A 21147-nucleotide genomic window follows, 5' to 3' on the forward strand; every position below is an offset into this window, starting at 1 on the left:
AATTTTCTCACCATTCCAACCAATAATTATGAGTAACAAACAATTGAGCACTGCTATCCTCTGCATGGCATTTGCGGCCATGGTAGCCTGTAAGGCGAAACCCACTGATACGCAGATCCAGGCAAAAGTTTCGGAACAACTCAGCACAATGCCGGAAGTGACGGCTGACGTCAAAGACGGTGTGGTAACACTTGCGGGTAACGTCGCCGATGATGCTACCAAAGCTTCTGCTGAAGCGACGGTAAAATCCACCGAAGGTGTAAAGAGTGTCGTTAACAACATTATGGTGACGCCTGCCGCGCCACCTGAGCCGCCTGCTACCACCGCGACTAATACTGCTGATGATACGCTTCGTACCGGTGTTACGAACATCTCCAAAGATTTCCCCGGTGCGGATATTAAAGTCGACGCAGGTGTTATTACGGTTACGGGTGAACTCTCTGCTGCTAAATGGAAGACGCTGAAACAGGCTTTGGATGCCCTGCATCCGAAGAAAGTAGATGCTTCTGGTCTCACTGTAAAATAACCTTCTAAATCACTGTTTATGTCATTACAGGACAAATACAAGGAACTGATAGATACCGCTAAATCTGCCGGTACAAGTAATCTCCAGGTGAATGAACAGGAAGGCGTGTTACACATTAGTGGCGAAGCGCCTAGTGGTGCGGTGAAGGACAATCTGTGGAATATCTACGGAAAGATTGATCCTAATTTCCTCAGTGGCGATGTTGTCATGGATATTAAAGTGGCGACGGCTGTTGAAGGGGCAAAACTGGAAGTAGTGACTCAATCGTCGAATCTCAATGTGCGGAAGGGACCGGGGATTGATCAGCCGGTTGTTGGTAAGGCGGCGCATGCGGAGATGGTTACGCTGATCAGTAAGCATAGTGATCAGTGGTGGTTGATACGGACTAAGGATGGCGAAGAGGGGTATGCGCATTCGCAGTATCTCCGGCCGGTTGAATGATACTTTGATCTTTTTGAAGGGCGAATGGCGTGAGCTGTTCGCCTTTTTTTGTGCGAATGGCTTTTTGCGGATGATCGTAGCGAATTGGTGGTTGCGGAGGAGAGTGCGATTCGGTTTCAGTAAGGGACTACGGGCTGTACCCCTTTTCGAGACTTGATATTGAGCTTTATCAAGCGTATGGACATAAGAACAATATTAAACCCCTGTCAATCGTATAGGACTCTCAAAGGGCTAAGGCCCTTCGTCTCCTTCTGAAACCTTCCGCTACTTAGGAGTATAAAGTGTAAGGAGCGAGATCCGTTTTTTCAGCCTTACTGTTTTACTTCTATACAAGAAGTATGTAGGTGCAAGTATAGCAGCACCCTTCGTACCCTTCACTCCCATTGTACCCCATCGTACCTTCATTCCCTTCGTTCCCTTCATCCTCTCACTGTCTTACTTCGATACGGTTACTTTATAATGCTTTACAATACATTGCAATTACTTTGTAACTACTTGCAATTACTTTGCTTCCCGTAGGATGAAGCCGTTCGCTTGCTTCTGTAAGGCATATTTGATGGTACGCTTTCCGCCGGAGGGCTTGCTATCAAGGTCGCCGTCCTTATAGAGGGGGTAAACACGCACGATCTGATGTTGCTGAATATAGAAGGAGTCCCTGCCACGGTAGCCTTCCTTGTCAGGGTTGTCGAAATCGCCGGAAAAGATCCTGACGGGCTTGTTGTTGATATAAGTGATGCCATAGACGCTGCCTGTAGCATCGGTGCCACTCGCAGAGGTGAAAAGGTAAACTTCAGGATTCCTGTCGTTATTGAGATCTTCTACTGTGGCTTTCTGTAGCATTCCTTTCACATCCCTGATCACAGTACTATCCGCTTTTGAAGAATCTCCTTTAAGATTAGTAGCCGCTATTGTGATGGTGCGGAGTGATCCATCGCCTTTGGAGACAATGGCATATTTGTAATTCTTAAACCGGATCATGTTGGAGACCGGCTCATTTCCTCCCTTCCTTACATTCGACTCCTCTTCACCAGGTGCAGGCGCGGAGCCAGCATTGGCAGTACCTCCAGCGGCGTTCTGGCTGGGATTGGCCGCTGCACTCTGTGATGCATCTTCCTGTGTGCTACGGGAAGAGTCTGCCAGGTCCTTTTTACTTTTTAAGGGCGAATTGCACGCGATGCCAAAAAACAGCAGGAAACAAATGATGGGTCTCATACTTTCTCTTTTTAAATTTTCTCAGAATGAATCTTAGATATCTCATAACGTTTGCCTGTTAATGCGGAACAAGGAACATGCCGAACAAAAAGATGAGGTATGAATGTATATGTTGGTGTATGGGGATGTATGGAGAAGTACGAGGCGTATGGAGGTATATGGGGTAGCACAAAGATGTACGAGACGTATGGAGGTATATGGGGTGGCACGGAGATGTACCAGGCGTATGAAGGTATATGGGGTGGCACGGAGATGTACGAGGCGTATGAAGATATATGGGAGTGGCACGGAGATGTACGAGGCGTATGAAGATATATGGGAGTGGCACGGAGATGTACGAGGCGTATGGAGTATATGGGGGTGGCACTGGGATGTACGAGGCATATGGAGGTATCTACAGCGGTATGATAGTGTCTGATGTTAAACAGATGATAAATTTTTACCGTTCGTCCAATCGATGTTTGATTTAGCAAGTATCGTTTTTTATCTTTGCGATTCCAACTTGGAGAGTGCGCCTTATTATGGTAAAAACAGAGAAGCAAATATTCCGCAGGTTTTTACTGTACATCATGCTGATAGCCGGCCTGATGACGGGCCAATCATCTATTCTACTAGCCAGATCGCCGTTGAAGGCGGGTAAAACCGTTTGTGTTGAACGCCTCTTCGATCATGAAAAGATTCATATACCGTATATTGACAATGGTGGTTCGGTAGAAGAAGAGAATGAGCTGCAGCTTGTTCTGGCTACCAAGAAAGTACCGCGTAAAAAACGGTATTATATCAATAGTACCTATCAATCTTCCAGTTACACTACCCGCTTTCTACAGTTTCAATATAACCACGAGTTTTATATACCTGTCAGAGAAAACAAGACCGGCGTGTATACGCAGCAACATGCGTTTCTGCCGGCCTACTATAGTTTCCTGTCGAGGTATACGCCCTTCTGAATAGTTGAGTATCGGCTATTTAAGCCTTGTACAGACACCCGTTTTTTTACTATACACATGTAGCAGCAACGCTGACGGCTTTTTTATTGTCTGTCGGCCGCTGTTGCATGTATTTAACAAAAAGGACCGTATATAAACCTATATAAACGGCCCTGTTAAACTATTCACTCCTATCATGCGAACGTTTTCAAAGACTAATATACAGGCAATTATACTGGCAATTACATCGGCACTAAGCCTTGCCCTGAGCGGATGTATTACCCGGGGAGAAAAAATCAGCGATCAGAACGAATTACAAACATTTCCTGTTGTGCAGCTCTCCCTTTGCGATACCGTGCTGCACAGGAATTATGTAGCGGATATAGAAGCCGTACGCAACGTAGAGATCCGTGCCCGTGTGAACGGATTCCTGAATAAGATCTATGTGGACGAAGGACAACACGTACAGCAGGGGCAATTGCTTTTTACGCTCAATGATGAAGAATACCGCTCCGAACTGGCAAAGGCGAAAGCCACGCTGAGCAGCGCTATTGCTGAGGCAAAAGGTGCTCAACTGGAACTCGCCCGCGTACAGCTGCTGGTAGAGAAAAAGGTGATCGCAAAAAGTGAGCTGGAAGTGGCCAAAGCCAGACTGGCTGCTGCAGAAGCCAGGATCGACGAGGCAAGGTCAAATGAGAGCAATGCGGCTACCAGGTTGTCTTATACTGTGATCCGCGCTCCCTTCGATGGTTATATCGACAGGATCCCTTCAAAGGCCGGAAGCCTCATCGGAGAAGGCGCCCTCCTGACCTCTGTGTCAGATATCAAGGAGGTGTATGCCTATTTTAATGTTTCTGAAACCGAATATCTCCAGCATAAAAAAGCAAATGCCACCAAAGAACATCCGGAGGTACACCTGGTACTGGCAGATGGTACAGATTATCCCTACCCCGGAAAGGTAGAAACCATTGAAAGTGAATTTGAGGAAACAACCGGCTCTATCGCTTTCAGAGCAAGGTTCCCAAATCCGAAAGGCTTACTGAAACATGGGGCCAGCGGAAAAGTACAGCTGAGCAATGATCTGCAGGATGCCATGCTGCTCCCGCAGAAAGCTGTTTTCGAAATGCAGGATAAGAATTATGTATTTATCCTGGATGCATCTAACCAGGTAAAGATGAGAAACTTCAAGCCCGGTGCACGCCTGGCCAACTGTTATGTGGTAGAGTCAGGTCTGAATGCCGGCGACAGGGTGGTATACGAAGGTGTACGCAACCTGCGCGATGGTATGAAGATTATTCCGGCTCCTGTTACGCTCGATAGCATTAAAGGGCTGTAGGGATTGATTACAGGAGGGGGCCGGAGGTCTGCCGGTTTATAGTGCCCGGGAATGCGGCCTGTGTTTTTACAGGCTTGCTGACCCCTTTTTTCATCATTTATTACATTTTTATGTTCGATACTTTTATAAAGCGACCGGTGTTGTCGCTGGTCATCTCATTGATCATTGTGCTGCTTGGATTGCTGGCTTTATTTACCTTACCTGTTACACAATTTCCCGACATCGTTCCTCCTTCTGTAACGGTGACGGCCAAATATACCGGCGCCAACGCAGAAGTGTGCGCTAAAGCAGTGGCTACTCCGCTGGAACGCGCTATCAACGGTGTACCCGGCATGACGTATATGTCGTCTGTATCCAGTAATAACGGTATGACACTGATACAGGTGTTCTTCCAGGTGGGTACAGATCCCGATCAGGCGGCAGTGAACGTACAGAACCGTGTGGCGACTATCATCGACGAATTACCCGAAGAGGTGATCAAAGCTGGTGTGACCACTGAAAAAGAGGTGAACAGTATGTTGTTATACCTCAACATCATGAGTGAAGACAGCACACTGAATGAACAGTTCATCTACAACTTTGCCGACATCAACGTATTACAGGAGCTGAAAAGGATTGATGGCGTGGGCTTTGCTGAGATCATGGGCGCCAAGGAATACGCTATGCGTGTATGGCTGAAGCCCGATCGTATGCTGGCGTATCAGCTGTCGGCCGATGAAGTGATCAACGGTATCCGCAAACAGAATATTGAGGCGGCTCCCGGTAAGACAGGAGAAAGCGCGGATAATGATCCGCAGGTATTGCAATATGTATTGCGGTACACGGGTAAGTTCTTTGAACCATCACAATATGAAAATATCATCCTCAGGGCTAATCCGGATGGCTCTGTGCTGAGATTGAAAGATGTGGCGGATGTGACTTTCGGCTCGCTGAGTTATGGCATGGTATCCAAGACGGATGGAAAACCTTCCGCATCCATCATGCTGAAGCAGCGACCTGGTTCCAATGCCCAGGAGGTAATTACGAACGTGAAAAAGCGGATGGCAGAGTTAAAAGCTTCCTCTTTTCCACCGGGGATGAGTTATAACTTCAACTATGACGTGTCACGCTTCCTGGATGCCTCTATTCATGAGGTATTGAGAACGCTCGTGGAAGCTTTTATACTGGTGTTTATCGTGGTGTTCCTCTTCCTGCAGGATTTCAGATCAACACTGATACCTGCGCTGGCAGTGCCTGTGGCCCTGATAGGAACCTTGTGTTTTATGCAACTGCTGGGCTTCTCTATAAACCTGCTGACACTATTCGCCCTGGTGCTGGCCATTGGTATAGTCGTCGATAATGCGATTGTGGTGGTGGAGGCTGTCCATGTAAAAATGCAGGAGACGCATCTACCACCACTACAAGCTACACTGGCGGCTATGAAAGAGATCAGTGGGGCAATTGTGGCTATCACCCTGGTGATGTCGGCGGTGTTTGTACCGGTGGCATTCCTTTCTGGTCCGGTGGGCGTATTTTACCGGCAGTTCTCCCTGACGCTGGCCATAGCGATTGTGATATCGGGTATCAATGCGGTGACACTCACTCCTGCACTTTGTGCCATTATGCTGCGCCATACGCATGATGCCGGCAAGCCCCGGAATATGTTGCAGCGTTTCTTTGATAAATTCAACTACAGGTATAATAAGACAGAGCGCGGTTATCAGCGCCTGATCGGGTATATAGCCGGCAGACGGATGGTTACGATCCTTATGCTTATCATTTTCTTTATCGCCACCTGGGGCGCCAGTGCCGTGTTGCCGGGAGGTTTCATTCCTTCTGAGGATCAGGGGATGATCTATGTAAATGTGACTACGCCTGCGGGCGCCACGGTTGCACGTACAGAAGCAGTGCTGGATGAAGTGCAGAAGATAGCGGCACAACTGGATGAGGCTGAGTCAGTATCTACACTGGCGGGCTTTAGTCTTGTGAATGATGTGGCGGGGGCGTCTTACGGTATGGGGATGATCAACCTGAAACCATGGGAGGAAAGAAAACGTTCTGTAAAGGAGATCATTGCTGCGCTGGAGAAGGACTGTAAGATCATTGCTGATGCCAGTATTGAATTCTTCCCTCCTCCTACGGTGCCTGGCTTTGGTAACTCCAGCGGGTTTGAATTGCGTGTGCTGGATAAAACCGGCGCTGGCGACCTGCAGCAGACTGCAGATGTAACGAATAAATTTATCAACGCCCTGAAACAACGTCCGGAGATAGGAAGCGCCTTTACCAGTTTCGATCCTGAGTTCCCTCAGTATATGATCCACGTAGATCAGGCTATGGCTGCCCAGAAAGGCGTTAGTATCGACAATGCAATGTCGACCCTTCAGACGCTGCTCGGCAGCTTCTATGCGTCTAATTTCATTCGTTTTGGACAGATGTATAAAGTGATGGTGCAGGCATCTCCCCGTTATCGCACGAAACCGGAAGATGTGATGCATTTATATGTGAAGAATGATGCGGGGGAAATGGTGCCCTTTTCCAACTTCATTAGGATGGAACGTGTATACGGGCCCGAACAGCTGACGCGTTACAACATGTACACCGCAGCTATGATCAATGGGGATGCGGCATCTGGCTTCAGTAGTGGGGACGCTATCAATGCCATCAATGAAGTGGCGAAAACGTCTTTACCCCGTGGGTATAGTTTTGAGTGGAGTGGGATGACCCGGGAACAAATTCTGTCAGGCAATCAGGCCATTTATATTTTCGGTCTCTGTCTCCTGTTTGTGTACCTGCTGCTGGCTGCACAGTATGAAAGTTTCCTGCTGCCGCTGCCGGTGATCCTCTCCTTACCTGCAGGGATATTTGGTGCATTCCTGACCCTGAAACTGGCCGGACTGGAAAACAATATCTATGCGCAGGTGGCTTTGGTGATGTTGATAGGATTGCTGGGTAAGAACGCCATCCTGATCGTAGAGTTTGCGATACAACGAAATAAACAGGGACTGTCTGTACTGGAAGCAGCCAAAGAAGGTGCGGTGTCACGTTTGCGGCCTATCCTGATGACGTCTTTTGCCTTCATTGCAGGCCTTATACCGCTTTGCGTAGCCAGTGGCGCAGGCGCCATGGGTAACCGCTCTATCGGTACGGCTGCTGCAGGCGGGATGCTGATAGGTACCCTGTTTGGAGTGCTGATCATCCCGGGACTGTATGTGCTGTTTGCGTCAGTGGGTAAGAAGAAAGTAAAGGCGAAGCCTCCTAAACACCAGGCGGTAAGTGCGCTGACGGTGCTGGTGGCCATAGGATTATTGACAATGGGGCTACAGGGTTGTTATTCGCCTGCAAAACTCACCTTGCCTGAGGTGCCGGAAACACCTGCTACATTTGGCGATACATCACGAATAAGCGGAGGCAATGCTACCGACAGTAATACTATCAGTAAAAATGGATCAGACAGTAGTGGTATCGGGGTATTGTCTTACAAACAGTTCTTTACAGACACCCTGCTCCTGCAATTGCTGGACACTGCCCTGATGCATAATACGGACATGCTGCTGGCTACCCAGCGGATGGAGACCGCCCGTGCACAACTGATGGCGGCCAGCCGTGCATGGCTGCCGGAGGTGAATGTTGCTGTCAGCGCAGGCGTGGATCGCTGGGGCGACTATACATTGAACGGCGTGGGTAATTACGATACGAATCTATCTCCCAATATCAGTGATAAACAACGCATACCTGGACCTACACCTGATTACTTCGCGGGGCTGCGCAGTTCCTGGGAAATTGATCTCTGGGGAAAACTGCGCAGCCGCAAACAGGCTGCCTATATGCGTTTCCTGTCGAGTGAACAGGGACGCCGGCTGGTTACCACACAACTGGTATCGCAGGTGGCGGGCATGTACTACCAGCTGATGGTGCTGGATTATGAGCAGGAGGTGATACAACGTAACATCGGACTGCAGGAAACGGCGCTGGCTACTGTGCAGATACAACAGGAAGCCGGCAGGGCTACACTGCTGGCCGTTCAGCAGTTCTCCGCCCAGTTGCTGAATACACGAAGTATGGCGTTGGGACTTAAACAGCAATCGCTGGAACTGGAGAATCAGCTGAACGCACTGCTGGGGCGTTTCCCTCAGCCTATCAGGCGGGATACCTCACTGCTGGATGCAGCACTGCCTCCTTTTGCGCAAACGGGTGTGCCGGCCGCCATGTTATCCCGCAGGCCTGACGTTCAGCAGGCGGCCCTGGAACTGGCGGCTGCCAAAGCAGATGTAAAGGCGGCACGTGCGGCGTTCCTCCCCTCGTTGAATATTACGCCGTATGTGGGATTTAATTCCTTTAATGCCGGTCTGCTGTTCAATACACCTGCCTCTGTCGCTTATGGTGTATTAGGAGGGATCACTGCTCCCCTGCTCAATAAAAAACAGCTGCAGTCGCAGTACAATGTCACAACAGCCGCCGGCATGTCTGCTTTCTATCAATACCGTCAGATGATCATCAACGGATACCAGGAAGTGATTACAGCCCTGGGACAACTGAAGAACGGTCAGGAGGCCTATGATTTAAAATCGGCAGAGGTACAGATGCTGAAGGACGGTGTGTCTACTGCCAATGATCTTTACGCTACCGGATATGCCAATTACCTGGAAGTGATCACCGCCCAGAAAAGTGTACTGGAGGCTGAGCTGGCGCTGGCAGGCAACAAAAAGGACCTTTTCCTGGGCACTATTACCTTATATCGTGCACTGGGTGGGGGGCAGCGATAACTTCTGCTCATCGTACAGTTACTGTCGTACGGATGCAGGGATATACGAATAACGGCACAAGTATTCGTACATCCCCGCATCCGTATTTTTATGCAAAAAAAGTCCGGGCGGAATGATTTTTGAGGTATGCTATGGCCAATTACATTAGACAAGAATGATTTTAATCGTAGATGATAAACCGGAGAACATTTTATCCCTCAGGAAGATTTTAGAGCTGCACGATTTAGAAGTTGATACCGCATCTTCCGGCGAGGAAGCCCTGAAGAAGATACTACGGAACAACTATGCGCTGATCATCCTGGATGTACAAATGCCCAGTATGGACGGTTTTGAGGTAGCAGAGACAATTTCAGGCTACAGCAAAGCGAAAGATGTACCCATCCTTTTTTTGTCGGCTGTTAATACAGATAAAAAATTCATTGCAAAAGGATATGCTTCCGGGGGGCTGGACTACATCACCAAACCCGTTGATCCGGATATCCTGCTGATGAAGGTGAAGACCTTTATCAGGCTTTATGAACAAAACAGACAGCTGCAGGAGATGCATGCCTCCCTGCAGAAAGAGGTGGAAGTACGTAAAAATGCGCAGGCGGCATTGAATGTCAAAGTGCAGGAACAGCATTCCATACTTGAATCACTGCCGCAGGTAGCCTTTACCGCCAGTGGAGACGGCGCTATTGAATATGCAAACCGTCACTGGTTCCACTACTCCCCTTCGCTTGCGCAGTTTCCTGTTACTTACGATCACGAACATCAACAAACGCCGGTGTGGGAAAAAGCTATGAAGGCAGGATTACCGCTGGAAAAGGAAGTCTATCTTCATCACCGCCAGCATAATCATTACCGTTGCCACCTGCTAAGGGCTATTCCCCTGGAGGAAGGCGGACGTATTGTAAAATGGGTAGGCACCTTTACAGATATTGCTCATCAGAAACAGGCCAATGAAATACTGGAACAAAGAGTGGTGGAACGTACACGCGAACTGCAGGAAATGAACCAGGCACTGGAAGCCAGTAACCACGAGTTGCAACAGTTCGCCTCTGTGGCATCGCATGATCTGAAGGAGCCGCTGCGCAAGATCCAGTTGTTCGGTACTATTCTGCGGGATCGCCATCTCGGCTCCAATACGGAAGCACTGCAATATATGCAGCGCATTGTCAGCTCATCGGAACGTATGACCCGCCTGATCAATGACCTGCTGCAGTACTCCAGATTATCCGCAGATGTTCCTTTTGAGGAAGTGGACATCAATGCTATCATCCGGGAGATACTGGCCGACCTTGAGCTCTCTGTCCGGGATGCCTGTGCAGAGATTACCACAAGCGCGTTCCCTATCGTGGAAGCTATTCCCGGCCAGATCAGGCAGGCATTGCAGAATATCATCAGTAATGCGTTGAAGTTCACGCGTCCGGGCGTGACGCCCTGCATCAATATTCATGCGGAGCGGGTGCTTGAAAAGGAATTCCATAGTCCGACAGCCGAAGAAGGGCCTTATTGCCGGATCACTATCAATGATAATGGGATTGGGTTTAATGAAGCGTACCTACCGAAGATCTTTACCTTGTTTCAACGACTGCATAGTACAGAGGTATATGACGGAACGGGTATCGGACTGGCCATCGCCAAGAAAGTAGTAGAGCGGCATCAGGGAATTATCGGAGCCACCAGCAGGGAGAATGAGGGCGCTACTTTTATCATGGTACTGCCTATTGAACAGCCGAAGCCTGCAGGAAACTAACAATCATTCTTTCAGATCTCTTACAAAATCAATCATCTCCCGGATATTAAGTACTTTATCCACCTTTGCCGTACTAATAGCGCATTTGGGCATAAAAGAAGCTTCTGCGGTTTCAGGATCCTGCACAGCAGTAAAACCGCCTAGTTCATGGACAATCTGCAGGCCCTCTGCCCCATCCATATTCGCTCCTGACAGCAACAGACAATATAGGCGGTCGCCGCACGCTTCGGCGGCAGATATAAAAGTCACATCAATACTGGGGCGGCTGTAATGCACCTTCTCGGAAGCATCCAGGGTGAGTGAGCCATCCGGCTCTATTAACAGGTGATAATCTGCCGGCGCTACATAGATACAACCCGCTAACAATATATCTTTCTCTTCAGCCTCCTTTACACAAAGGCATGTTTTGGTAGACAAAAGATCGGACAACAGCGTTTCACTGTCTGCCTTGCGGTGCAGTACTATGATCATGGCCAGCGGCCAATCCATCTTCAGTTCAGGTAACAGTTGCATCAGTACCTCCAGGCTGCCCGCAGAGCCGCCGATGACCAGCAGTGTAGGGAGAGATTTCATTGTGTCATTTTTCTCCAGATCTTCTCTTTTTGAGCGACAGGTTTGAATAAAGGTGCTACAGTCGTAAATCGCAGTGTTTCTTTCGCGCCCAGGGCCAGGAAGCCCAATTGTTCCAGGCTGTCGCTGAACAGATGCAGGACCTTGTCCTGCAGATCCTTGTTGAAGTAAATTAGTACATTCCGGCAAATGATCAGCTGGAATTCATTGAACGAACGATCAGTAACCAGGTTATGTACAGCAAAGATGATCTTCTCTCTTAATGTATCTGAAAACTTGGCGTGCTCATAATTAGCCGCATAATACCTGGAAAACTCCTCCTTTCCGCCCGATAACAGGTAATTCTGTGAATACTGCTGCATATACTGCAGGGGAAAGATCCCTTTACGGGCGGTTTCCAGCACACTTTCATTAATATCCGTGGCGTAGATGATGGATTTATGCAGGAGGTTCAGTTCATGCAGCAGGATAGCCACAGAATAGGCTTCCTCACCACTCGAACAGCCGGCGTGCCATATACGGATCAGCGGATAAGTGGCCAGTATCGGCAGGACTTGCCTGCGCAATTCCTGGAAGAAGCCGGGGTCCCGGAACATTTCCGTCACATTTACCGTAATCTGTTCCATCAGATGAACCAGGTAGCCGGGGTCTGTTTTAACCCGATACCTGAACTCTGCAAAACTGGGAAAACGGTCCGCTATATACACACGCTGCAACCTGCGCTTCACAGATGCGAATGAATAGTCCGTAAAATCATATCCATATTGCTCCAGTAAGTCATTTAACAATAGTAAGACGTCCTCATCCTTCAAATGGCGCAGGTGATCCTTCATTGCGTGTTCGTGCTGTTTTGCAGATGTAAGTTCGCAAAGTTTTCCGGCATTTCAATATCACATATCAATCTGCCCTAATATTGCGGCATAACGTCAAACGTAGTGCCAATAGCAGCTCAGCAGTTAAAATCCAACGTAAATAGTACGTACATTTTCACCATTGTTCCTATCTTTAACGTAAACCTTGTCAGAAGATTCGTAAGCATTTTTTTAAGCATTTATTCCGTACCTAGCCAATGCCAGTTTATGCCACTCTTTAGTACTAAAAGCCGGATTTGCACGGCTCTGCTGCTGGCAGTGGTAGTTACCAGCGCTTTTCACCCGGTCAATAACGACAAAGGCAAAATGCGTTTGCGGGGTATCAGTTCTGCTACCAATAAAACAGTGATTACCTATCATGCGGACAAAACTATTGCGGAACTGCTTACCATTTACCAGACAGCAGAAGGCGGTTATAGTACCACCCGTATCCCTGTTTATAAAGATGGCAGGCTTATCAAAATATTTGTGACAGATGAGGAGTCTTCACAGGCGCCGGTACTGTTCTCTTCTTTTGAGTATTCTGCGAAGGGAAAGATCAGGAGGATCATCTATTACCTGGATGGAGCAGTACACGGGTATGACTCCCTGGCTTATAACAATAATGGTCTGATCGTTGCACGTTATTTCTTTAACGATACACAGGATGGAATAGCTTTCGAGAACAACAGTTGTCAGTTATTCAGATGGGACAATAAGGGCAATATAGTCAGGATAGAGAATATGGGACGTGTGAACAGGAAACTGCCGTTCACGTTAAGTTCTACAGCTACTTATACGTACGACGATCATCCTAATGCACAGCAGGGTATACCTTCTTTGTGCTATCTGACAGACATTACTGCAGAGAACATGTCTGCAAATAATATAGTAACTGAAACCATCACGAGCGCTGTGACTAATAACAGCATCGTAAAACATTATACATACGCCTACAATGCGGAGAGATATCCTTCACGGATCATTACCCGGTATGCTGTGAATGATGAAATGGTGGTGACAGATCTGGAGTGGGATTAACAAAACCGGTCATTATATTGAACATATTGTGCTGGAAATACGTGACTCCTGCGGAGCCAGTTATGTGATAGATTGATATTGCTTGCCATCAATATGATCATATAACTGACCGCGGGAGTCACGTATTCTTTTTTCAGCGTTTACTGTTCTCCTTTTTCCTTATTGTGGATAGAGGATCTGTGTAGCGAGTACGTCACCAGCAGTAAAGCCGGCCCAGTTCAGTACGAATGAATTCATCACAGAGTTAGCATCTACAGTTGGTGTACCGGTGATGAATATACCCTGTGTCTGGTTAGTGTGATAGAAACCGATCGTATGGCCCAGTTCGTGGGTAATAGCGAAGAGTTTCTGACTGGCAGGAAGGCTGTTGAAATTACTGTTGATCTCAACGCTTACACCTGGTCTGCCGTTGGAAGTAGGCAGATAAGCGCGGGCGATCCAGTTGGCAGATTCAAAGCCCATAAATACCCTGGTGTATACACCTGTTGCAGAGGTAGTGATAGACATACCCAGTCTTGTACCGTTAACCGCATTCCAGTTGTTTACTGCACCCTGAATAGCCGTTCTCCAGGCAGTAGGTACTGCAGGATCAATGTAAAGTCTTACATTGTTGTTGTAGGTGTTGCTCACCAGGTAAGCGCCTCTCCAATGTTCTCCTGATGGGATACGATCTGGATTAGCATCGTTGGCAACACGTTTTTCAACTTCTTCTTTTGAAATGATCACGTCACCATCCAGGATGAAGTTATCTCCTTTCAGGACGATCTTGTCCTTTTTAAAGCCCTGTGTTTCCAGGTAATTTACCAGTTTTTCAGTGTTGTCTTCCGATTTGACATCTGCAGTTACATTGTCTTTGCTACAGGCAAACAGAAACATTGACAGGCCAAGGAAAAGGAAATGAATTTGACGCACATAGATTGACTTGGTTTTCATACAAACGGGTTTTTATTTTGAGGGTAAAAAAAAGAGCTCTGACAAGTGTAGATGAATTTACAATAAAAAAATAATGCAAAAACAAATTATTACTATCACTGCTAAACGTAATTGTTACTATAGCCACCCCTCTTAAAACAAGACAGGACAAGCTTTTGAGACTTGTCCTGCTGCAAATATGTTGCGGCATCAGCAGCTGTTAATTAGCACCCTGCTGCGCTTTAATAAATGCATTTATTTTTTTGCCGCTACCGGCTACCCATACAATATCGCCTTCTTCCAGCTGCATATTTGACTCAGGATTTAAGATCCTTCTTCCCTTCCTTTCCACGCCCAGCACGATTCCGCGGGTGCGTTCCCGTATGCCCAGCTCCCGTATAGTCTTGTTAGACAGGTGTGAATGCCTGCCAATAAGGAATTGTTTTAAAGCAATCGGATCTGTATCCGGCGGCTGTGGGTCAGTATCTGCAGCCATTGGTTCGAGGAAACGGTTGAACTTTTCCAGTTGTTCATCGGTCCCAATTCCCGTGATAACATCACCAGGAAACAGTCGTTCATTTTTATCAGGTGCATAGATCTTCTGTCCGCTTCTGTTGATTAACGCAATATTAATCCCGAAGTTTTCGCGTAGTGCTAATTCCAACAAAGTTTTACCTGACACGGGCGACAAGGGACGTATCTCCGCAACAGCCAGATGTGCATCCCAGGGGGCAAGTACAGACTTATTAAGCCCTCCTACTTTTGCATCACGGGCATTGAAATTAGAGAAGAACCTTTCCTCTATGGTAGTATAGAAGGTCCGTATCCTATGCCGCAATGCAAAGATCAGCAGGACGATGGCCAATGTAACTATCAATGCGACAGATGGAGAAAAGAACCTGTCTATGAAGAAGCCGATCAGGAATACCGCCAGCACTATTCTGGACAAACGTACTAATAACAAGGGACCCCGATACTTCTTCTGTTCCCATATATTGGAAGATGCCTGGCTGCTGATATTTCTGAAGGCGAGGGCCCAGAGGAAAGGCATCAGCAGTACCAGTGTGATCACCGCACTGGCTACACGCCCCCAGTTATAACCATTGATCCGGACAGTGATCAGTGGCAGCAGATAGTAATAAGACAACAGTGTGATCGCGAGTATCACCACTGAATAGATGGTCATGTTTACGACGTATGATCTTAGTAACTGCTTCCAGTCGCTTACTACCGAAATTGTCTGTGCCGCAGCGCTATACCTGTTTAATGCTGTTTTCCAGCGATGAGGTAATACAGCTGCAATCTTCTCATAAAAAGGCGCAGACAGGCGGATCATATAAGGCGTTGTAAAGGTGGTGACAGCTGATACTGCAACAGCAACAGGATAGAGAAAATCACTTGTCACTTTTAGTGAAAGCCCCAGCTGTGCGATAATGAAAGAGAACTCCCCTATCTGGGCAAGGCTCATCCCTGCCTGCACGGAAGTCTTCAGTGGCTGGCCGGAGAGTAATGCACCGGTACAGGTACTGATCGTTTTACCTGCCAGTGTAACTAATGTAATAATCGCCACAGGGCCGGCATATTTTACCAGCATGGCAGGATCGATCAACATGCCTACAGAGATGAAGAATACGGCGCCAAACAGCTCTTTTACGGGCTTTACGAGGTGTTCTATCTTCTCTGCCTGTGTGGTTTCTGCCAGTATAGATCCCATAATGAAAGCACCCAATGCCGGCGAGAATCCCGCCTGGGTAGCCAGTACGACCATCAGCAGACAAAGGCCTATTGCAGTTACCAGTAAGGTTTCTTCATTCATCAGTTTCTTTGTTTTCCGCAATAGTGTGGGAATAAAGAAGATACCTGTTACAAACCAGGCAATGAGAAAGAAGACAAGTTTGATAACGGAGCCCAGCATCTCACCACCAGCAAACTGCTGGCTGACAGCCAGTGTAGACAAGAGTACGAGCAGTACAATGGCTACCAGGTCTTCCACTACAAGGATACCAAACACCAATCCGGCAAACTGCTGTCCTTTGATGCCCAGTTCCTCGAATGCACGGATAATGATAGTGGTGGAAGAAATAGATAAAATGCCGCCCAGGAAGATGCTGTCCATAGAAGACCATCCCATGAGTTGTCCGATGAGATAACCTAACGACAGCATGAATACGACTTCCACGATAGCTGTAATGGAAGAAGAGCCTCCGACTTTAATCAGCTTTTTAAAGCTGAATTCCAGTCCGAGGCTGAATAAAAGGAAGATGACGCCTATTTCAGACCATACCCTGATATTGGCTTCATCGGAAACTGTCGGGAACAGGGACACATGTTGTCCCACCAGGAGGCCGGCCACAATATATCCCAGCACCAGTGGCTGCTTCAATTTCTTGAAGATCAATGTTGTAATAGCTGCCGCAATTAATATCAAAGCCAGGTCGGCAATCAAAGGTGGTAAATGTATCATCTGGTATTTCCAGTTTGAATGAGTGAATAGTAATAATAACAGACAAGCGTCTACGGATGTTAAATCGTAGCGCCCGGAACAACGCAAGCTTGTGCTCTGTCACTCACCAAAAAATGTGCTGGGGAAAAATAAGCGATCGGATAATTGCCTGCAGATCGGGCAATAGGCGCACTGCCTGTACCTTACAGGAAAATAAATTAATTCCTGCCAGGAAATGTGCCCTGGCAGCGTCTGCTCCGTCGCGTGAATCTGTTTTAACGGATGCGATGGTTAATCGCTGTGGAGTAGAGATGATGGTTTCCGGGGAGGGAGGCCATCCATGACGCCTCAGCTCCCTGTCACATGACAGTAATTGCAGGAATGGCCGGTTGGCGGAAGACGCTGTGCTGGCTTTGTTGCATCCTGTTACTGCTGCATTGACATTTCGTCCGCAGCAAAACAACATGATCAGCAGGCACAGATTAAAAAGACTCCGCATAGGGGGCAAAGATATTTCTTTATCCCCGGATTTTGTCGAGCAGATCGCTCAGCGTAGCGGCTTCTTCCTCTGTAATCCTTTCTGCCAGATCTTCATAAAAGCTGTCCATCAGTATATCCACGTCTGAAAGGAGTTTCAGTCCCTGTGGGGTGATACTGATATCCATTTTCCGCCTGTTATGCGGACAGAGCCGGCGTTGTACATATTCCAGCTTCTCTAACTTGTCCAGCAGCCGGGTTACGTCGCTCGCCTTGTCCAGCATGACATCTTTGATGTCGCCGGCAGATACCGGCTCCGGATGCCTTCCCTTTATGATCCGCAACGCATTGTAATGTTGCGGTAACAATCCATGTTCTTTCAGGTTCGCTCCAAGGGCGTCACGCAACCAGTTACCCGTGTATAACAGGTTCACTACGATCTTGTGATAGTCGTCCTTGAACTTGCGCTGATTAATAGCTTGTTCGATTCTCATACATCAAAGATAAATAAATATGCGTGTTGCAACATATTTGCGTTAATGTATTCTTTTAACAGCCTGTGGATATTTAAAATATATGCTATTGTTATATTTGTAAAGCATCTTATCTGTCTTGCCTCAACCCCTGACCTTTATTAAATAACCTGCGAAATATGTTTATAAGTATTTTAACCAGCCCCTGGCCCTGGTATATTGCTGGTCTGCTGATTGGCCTGATGGTCCCGCTGTTATTGCTGCTGGGCAACCGTCACTTTGGGATCTCTTCCAATCTCCGGCATATCTGTGCAGCCTGCCTGCCGGGGAAAATTCCTTTCTTCTCGTACAACTGGAAGAAGGAATCGTGGAACCTCTTTTTTGCCGGCGGCATTGTCATTGGCGGTCTGATAGCCAGTGCTTTACTGGCCGACAAAGAACCCTCATCATCTATACATCCTCAATTAGCGGCAGAAATGGCGGGATATGGCGTTACATATGCGCATGCTCCCCTCCCTGCTGAATTATTTAACTGGCCGGCCCTTTTTACGCTGAAAGGCTTCCTGCTGATGATTGCGGGCGGATTCCTCGTAGGCTTTGGCACCCGCTATGCGGGCGGCTGTACCTCAGGACACGCCATTATGGGCCTTTCCACCTTACAGTGGCCTTCCCTGGTGGCTACCTGCTGCTTTATGGCAGGAGGCTTTGTTATGGCTAACCTGGTATTGCCGCTTATTCTTCATCTTTAAATCCAATTTCTCATGTCATTACCTTCCAATACTGATTTTGAGGTAGATAGCCCTGATATATCCGAAGTCACTAATACTACTGCAAAAAAAGCACCATGGTGGCGTCAGTTGCAATACCTGGCTGCAGGCATCATTTTCGGCATCATCCTGATCAAGTCTGAAGTGGTTTCCTGGTTCAGGATTCAGGAGATGTTCCGCCTGCAGTCCTTCCATATGTACGGTGTGATCGGGTCTGCGGTGTTCACGGGAATTATCTCAGTGATGATCATTAAAAAGACAGGCGCAAAAACTTTTTATGGAGAGCCTATCACTTTTCAATCGAGGGCTTTCAACAAAGGACAGATCTTCGGAGGATTGCTGTTCGGTTTTGGCTGGGCACTTACGGGTGCTTGTCCGGGACCCTTATTTGCACAGATAGGCGCAGGGTTTACCGTTACACTGGCAACGCTGGTAAGTGCGATTCTTGGTACGTGGGTGTATGGCTTGTTAAGAGATAAACTACCGCATTAGGATTGCATATTTCTTCTTCGCTAACTACTTTATGCAATAGTAACTTCCATATTGAAACTACTTGTATGAACAGGTGTAAAAACGACGCATTGCAATGCTGGCAGGCAACAAGAAGGATCAAACGATTACACGGATGTTAATTTTTGGTTAACGGGTGGCTATTTCATACGTTAACCAGAAAAAATATACCCTTTACCAAAATGAGAAAGCAAGGTCGATTGTCTCTATTATCTTTGGTACAGGTTTTTCATAGGATATGGTTAAAAAATTAAGGGCGGTATTCTTACCGCCCTTCCTGTTTATACTCACTACATATCGCCCTTCCATTTTATATTGTTTATATTTACCATCCTATATCATAATTCAGGATGACATATGCACTTATAACAGGAGCCAGTAAAGGAATTGGTCTCTCTATGGCACACGCTCTCGCTTCCCGGAAGTATAATCTGTTGCTCGTGGCCAGATCCAAAGAAGAACTGGCAAAGGTTGCCGGCGAATTATCTTCCCGATGGCAGGTAAAGGCCGAATACCTGGCGCTTGATCTTTCCCTTCCTGATGCAGCAGCGAAAGTATATGACTGGTGTAAGGCAGGTAATTATGCAGTGTCAGTGCTGATCAACAATGCCGGTTATGCCGTATGGGGCAATTTTGCCTCGCGCAGGCTGGAGGAACATCAGCAGATGGTGCGGGTGAATGCAGACACCCCCGTAGCGCTGTGTCATTATATGCTGCCCATCCTGCAGCAACAGCCACAGTCTTATATCCTTAATGTGTCCAGTACCGCTGCTTACCAGGCAGTTCCCACAATGTCCCTGTATGCTGCCAGCAAATCATTTCTATTGCTGTTTTCCCGCGCATTACGGCACGAATTGAAATCTTCCAATGTCTCAGTAACCTGTCTGTGTCCCGGGCCTGTAAAGACCAATTTTATCAACCGCGCAGGCATGCAGGCCATACAGGCTACAGCCGATAAATATGGTATGATGCCCGATGCAGTAGCTGCCATTGCTATTAAGGGAATGTTCAGAAAGAAATCTGAGATCATCCCCGGGGCCTTAAATATTGTTTCTGCCTTCCTTACCCGACTGGTTCCCAAGTCATTAGTAGAAAAGATTGCTGCTGATCTGTATAAAACCGAGAGATAAAGAGTAATATTTTTTTTGTGTGAATAATTTATTTATCTTTATCCTACAAAACTAGTAGACTAATAATGAGCACTACATCATTTACACTTCATTTCTCCACTTCCTTCTTCCCTGTCAGCAAGGAATGTCCTTATTGTTGTTGCTGATCTATTGGTTCTCTATATAGAGAATTCTATACACTGTCGCTTACTTATATTCAATTAACAGCCTACAATTATTTTAAACTTAGTACACTATGTCAGCAGCTTATCACACGTTTACGCTCGGTAATACGCTTACAGATGAACAAAAAGCATTTTTCGAAGAACATGGATATATACACTTCTCCGGATTTTTATCGCCGGATGAAGTACAGGAGATCGTTAACGCTTCCGAAGAAGTACAGGAGAAATGGATTACCAACAACGTAGAAAAAGTAAATGGGGTTCCGGTGAAATATGGGAAAGACCTTGATGGCCGGACTATCGTACAGCGTTTCGCATTTTTAAACCAACAAACAAAAGTACTTTCTGATCTTCTGAAAGATCAGCGGATGAATGCCTTGCTGCAATTGATAGGGCCGGGCGCCCGTATCGGGGAGAATGAAAAAGATGGTATGGTATTGAACCACTATGTGAATGGTCCTGAAAGCACCTTCACTAAAATGGGATGGCATACAGACGGCTTACGCGATGTTTTCCTGGGAGGTAAACTGAATCCGATGCTGAATGTGGGCATACACCTCAGCACCTTACGTCCTGAAAATGGCGGCCTCCGTATTATACCGGGCACGCATAAACAGGGTATCTTCAGCATGTTGTTCCGCAAGAGATATTTCATCGGTCATAAACCTGATAAAAATGAACTGGCTATTACGCCTAAAGCGGGAGACCTGACGGTACATGACGGAAGATTATGGCACCGTGTTGCGAAGTCCTCTGTTATTGGCGAAGAAAGCCGCAGAAGAGTTATCTACGTGCCGATCATTGCCGGTAAATATGAGCCGAAGCATGAGAATAGTCCTACCTTACTCTATCAGCGTCTGGCAGGTGTTATTCTTAAATAACCCGAAA

General features: G+C 47.2%; 19 protein-coding genes. 12 read left to right on the forward strand and 7 right to left on the reverse strand.

Features of this window, described 5'->3' with window-relative positions; all coding sequences use genetic code 11:
• The first annotated feature begins 28 nt into the window (after positions 1–28).
• Positions 29–526 carry a BON domain-containing protein gene (locus BLR32_RS24775; RefSeq protein WP_089835651.1) on the forward strand — a complete coding sequence of 166 codons (498 nt, stop codon included), beginning with the start codon at positions 29–31 and terminating at the stop codon, positions 524–526.
• Positions 527–544: 18 nt separating this feature from the next.
• Positions 545–967 (forward strand): SH3 domain-containing protein, encoded by a 423-nt coding sequence (locus BLR32_RS24780; protein ID WP_089835653.1) that lies wholly within the window; start codon positions 545–547, stop codon positions 965–967.
• A gap of 501 nt (positions 968–1468) precedes the next feature.
• On the opposite strand, the gene BLR32_RS24785 is transcribed toward BLR32_RS24780, so the two are convergent.
• Positions 1469–2179 (reverse strand): hypothetical protein, encoded by a 711-nt coding sequence (locus BLR32_RS24785; protein WP_089835655.1) that lies wholly within the window; start codon positions 2177–2179, stop codon positions 1469–1471.
• 99 nt (positions 2180–2278) lie between these two features.
• Between BLR32_RS24785 and BLR32_RS24790 the strand changes: the two genes are divergently transcribed.
• The 5 genes from BLR32_RS24790 (at position 2279) to BLR32_RS24810 (ending at position 10921) form a co-directional block, all read left to right on the forward strand.
• Complete coding sequence (locus tag BLR32_RS24790) at positions 2279–2488, forward strand: hypothetical protein (RefSeq protein WP_143011574.1); 210 nt, start codon at positions 2279–2281, stop codon at positions 2486–2488.
• Positions 2489–2748: 260 nt separating this feature from the next.
• Positions 2749–3126, forward strand: a complete 378-nt coding sequence (locus BLR32_RS24795) for a hypothetical protein (protein ID WP_143011575.1) — start codon at positions 2749–2751, stop codon at positions 3124–3126.
• 175 nt (positions 3127–3301) lie between these two features.
• Positions 3302–4441, forward strand: coding sequence for an efflux RND transporter periplasmic adaptor subunit (locus BLR32_RS24800; protein ID WP_089835662.1), 1140 nt, complete (start codon positions 3302–3304; stop codon positions 4439–4441).
• Positions 4442–4551: 110 nt separating this feature from the next.
• Positions 4552–9183, forward strand: a complete 4632-nt coding sequence (locus tag BLR32_RS24805) for an efflux RND transporter permease subunit (protein WP_089835664.1) — start codon at positions 4552–4554, stop codon at positions 9181–9183.
• A 154-nt stretch (positions 9184–9337) separates the two neighbouring features.
• Positions 9338–10921: a response regulator gene (locus BLR32_RS24810; RefSeq protein WP_089835666.1), complete on the forward strand. Its 1584-nt coding sequence runs from the start codon at positions 9338–9340 to the stop codon at positions 10919–10921.
• Positions 10922–10924: 3 nt separating this feature from the next.
• Here BLR32_RS24810 and BLR32_RS24815 read toward each other — a convergent pair whose 3' ends face one another.
• A complete protein-coding gene (locus BLR32_RS24815) occupies positions 10925–11494 on the reverse strand; it encodes a chemotaxis protein CheB (protein ID WP_089835667.1) in 570 nt (189 codons plus the stop codon).
• Complete coding sequence (locus tag BLR32_RS24820; RefSeq protein ID WP_089835669.1) at positions 11491–12324, reverse strand: CheR family methyltransferase; 834 nt, start codon at positions 12322–12324, stop codon at positions 11491–11493. Before BLR32_RS24820 ends, BLR32_RS24815 begins: the two co-directional genes overlap by 4 nt.
• Positions 12325–12570: 246 nt before the next feature.
• On the opposite strand from BLR32_RS24820, the gene BLR32_RS24825 reads away from it, so the two are divergent.
• Entirely contained in the window at positions 12571–13383 is an 813-nt protein-coding gene (locus tag BLR32_RS24825) for a hypothetical protein (protein ID WP_089835671.1), read from the forward strand.
• A gap of 159 nt (positions 13384–13542) precedes the next feature.
• On the opposite strand, the gene BLR32_RS24830 is transcribed toward BLR32_RS24825, so the two are convergent.
• The 4 genes from BLR32_RS24830 to BLR32_RS24845 form a co-directional block, all read right to left on the reverse strand.
• Complete coding sequence (locus tag BLR32_RS24830) at positions 13543–14316, reverse strand: M57 family metalloprotease (protein ID WP_089835674.1); 774 nt, start codon at positions 14314–14316, stop codon at positions 13543–13545.
• Between the two features lie 199 nt (positions 14317–14515).
• The gene (locus tag BLR32_RS24835; RefSeq protein ID WP_089835677.1) at positions 14516–16759 is read right to left on the reverse strand and encodes a monovalent cation:proton antiporter family protein; all 2244 of its coding nucleotides are present in this window, start codon (positions 16757–16759) and stop codon (positions 14516–14518) included.
• Positions 16760–16862: 103 nt separating this feature from the next.
• A complete protein-coding gene (locus tag BLR32_RS24840; protein WP_089835678.1) occupies positions 16863–17237 on the reverse strand; it encodes a hypothetical protein in 375 nt (124 codons plus the stop codon).
• Between the two features lie 19 nt (positions 17238–17256).
• A complete protein-coding gene (locus BLR32_RS24845; protein WP_089835680.1) occupies positions 17257–17709 on the reverse strand; it encodes a MarR family winged helix-turn-helix transcriptional regulator in 453 nt (150 codons plus the stop codon).
• Between the two features lie 158 nt (positions 17710–17867).
• On the opposite strand from BLR32_RS24845, the gene BLR32_RS24850 reads away from it, so the two are divergent.
• From BLR32_RS24850 to BLR32_RS24865, 4 genes are all read left to right on the forward strand, one after another.
• Positions 17868–18437 carry a YeeE/YedE family protein gene (locus BLR32_RS24850; RefSeq protein ID WP_089835682.1) on the forward strand — a complete coding sequence of 190 codons (570 nt, stop codon included), beginning with the start codon at positions 17868–17870 and terminating at the stop codon, positions 18435–18437.
• A 12-nt stretch (positions 18438–18449) separates the two neighbouring features.
• Positions 18450–18947: a YeeE/YedE family protein gene (locus BLR32_RS24855; protein WP_089835683.1), complete on the forward strand. Its 498-nt coding sequence runs from the start codon at positions 18450–18452 to the stop codon at positions 18945–18947.
• A gap of 368 nt (positions 18948–19315) precedes the next feature.
• Positions 19316–20095 carry an SDR family NAD(P)-dependent oxidoreductase gene (locus BLR32_RS24860; RefSeq protein WP_089835694.1) on the forward strand — a complete coding sequence of 260 codons (780 nt, stop codon included), beginning with the start codon at positions 19316–19318 and terminating at the stop codon, positions 20093–20095.
• A gap of 235 nt (positions 20096–20330) precedes the next feature.
• The gene (locus BLR32_RS24865; RefSeq protein ID WP_089835695.1) at positions 20331–21140 is read left to right on the forward strand and encodes a phytanoyl-CoA dioxygenase family protein; all 810 of its coding nucleotides are present in this window, start codon (positions 20331–20333) and stop codon (positions 21138–21140) included.
• Positions 21141–21147: the final 7 nt, after the last annotated feature.

The organism is Chitinophaga filiformis (assembly GCF_900102545.1).
In the GTDB taxonomy this organism is placed as follows: Bacteria; Bacteroidota; Bacteroidia; order Chitinophagales; family Chitinophagaceae; genus Chitinophaga; species Chitinophaga filiformis.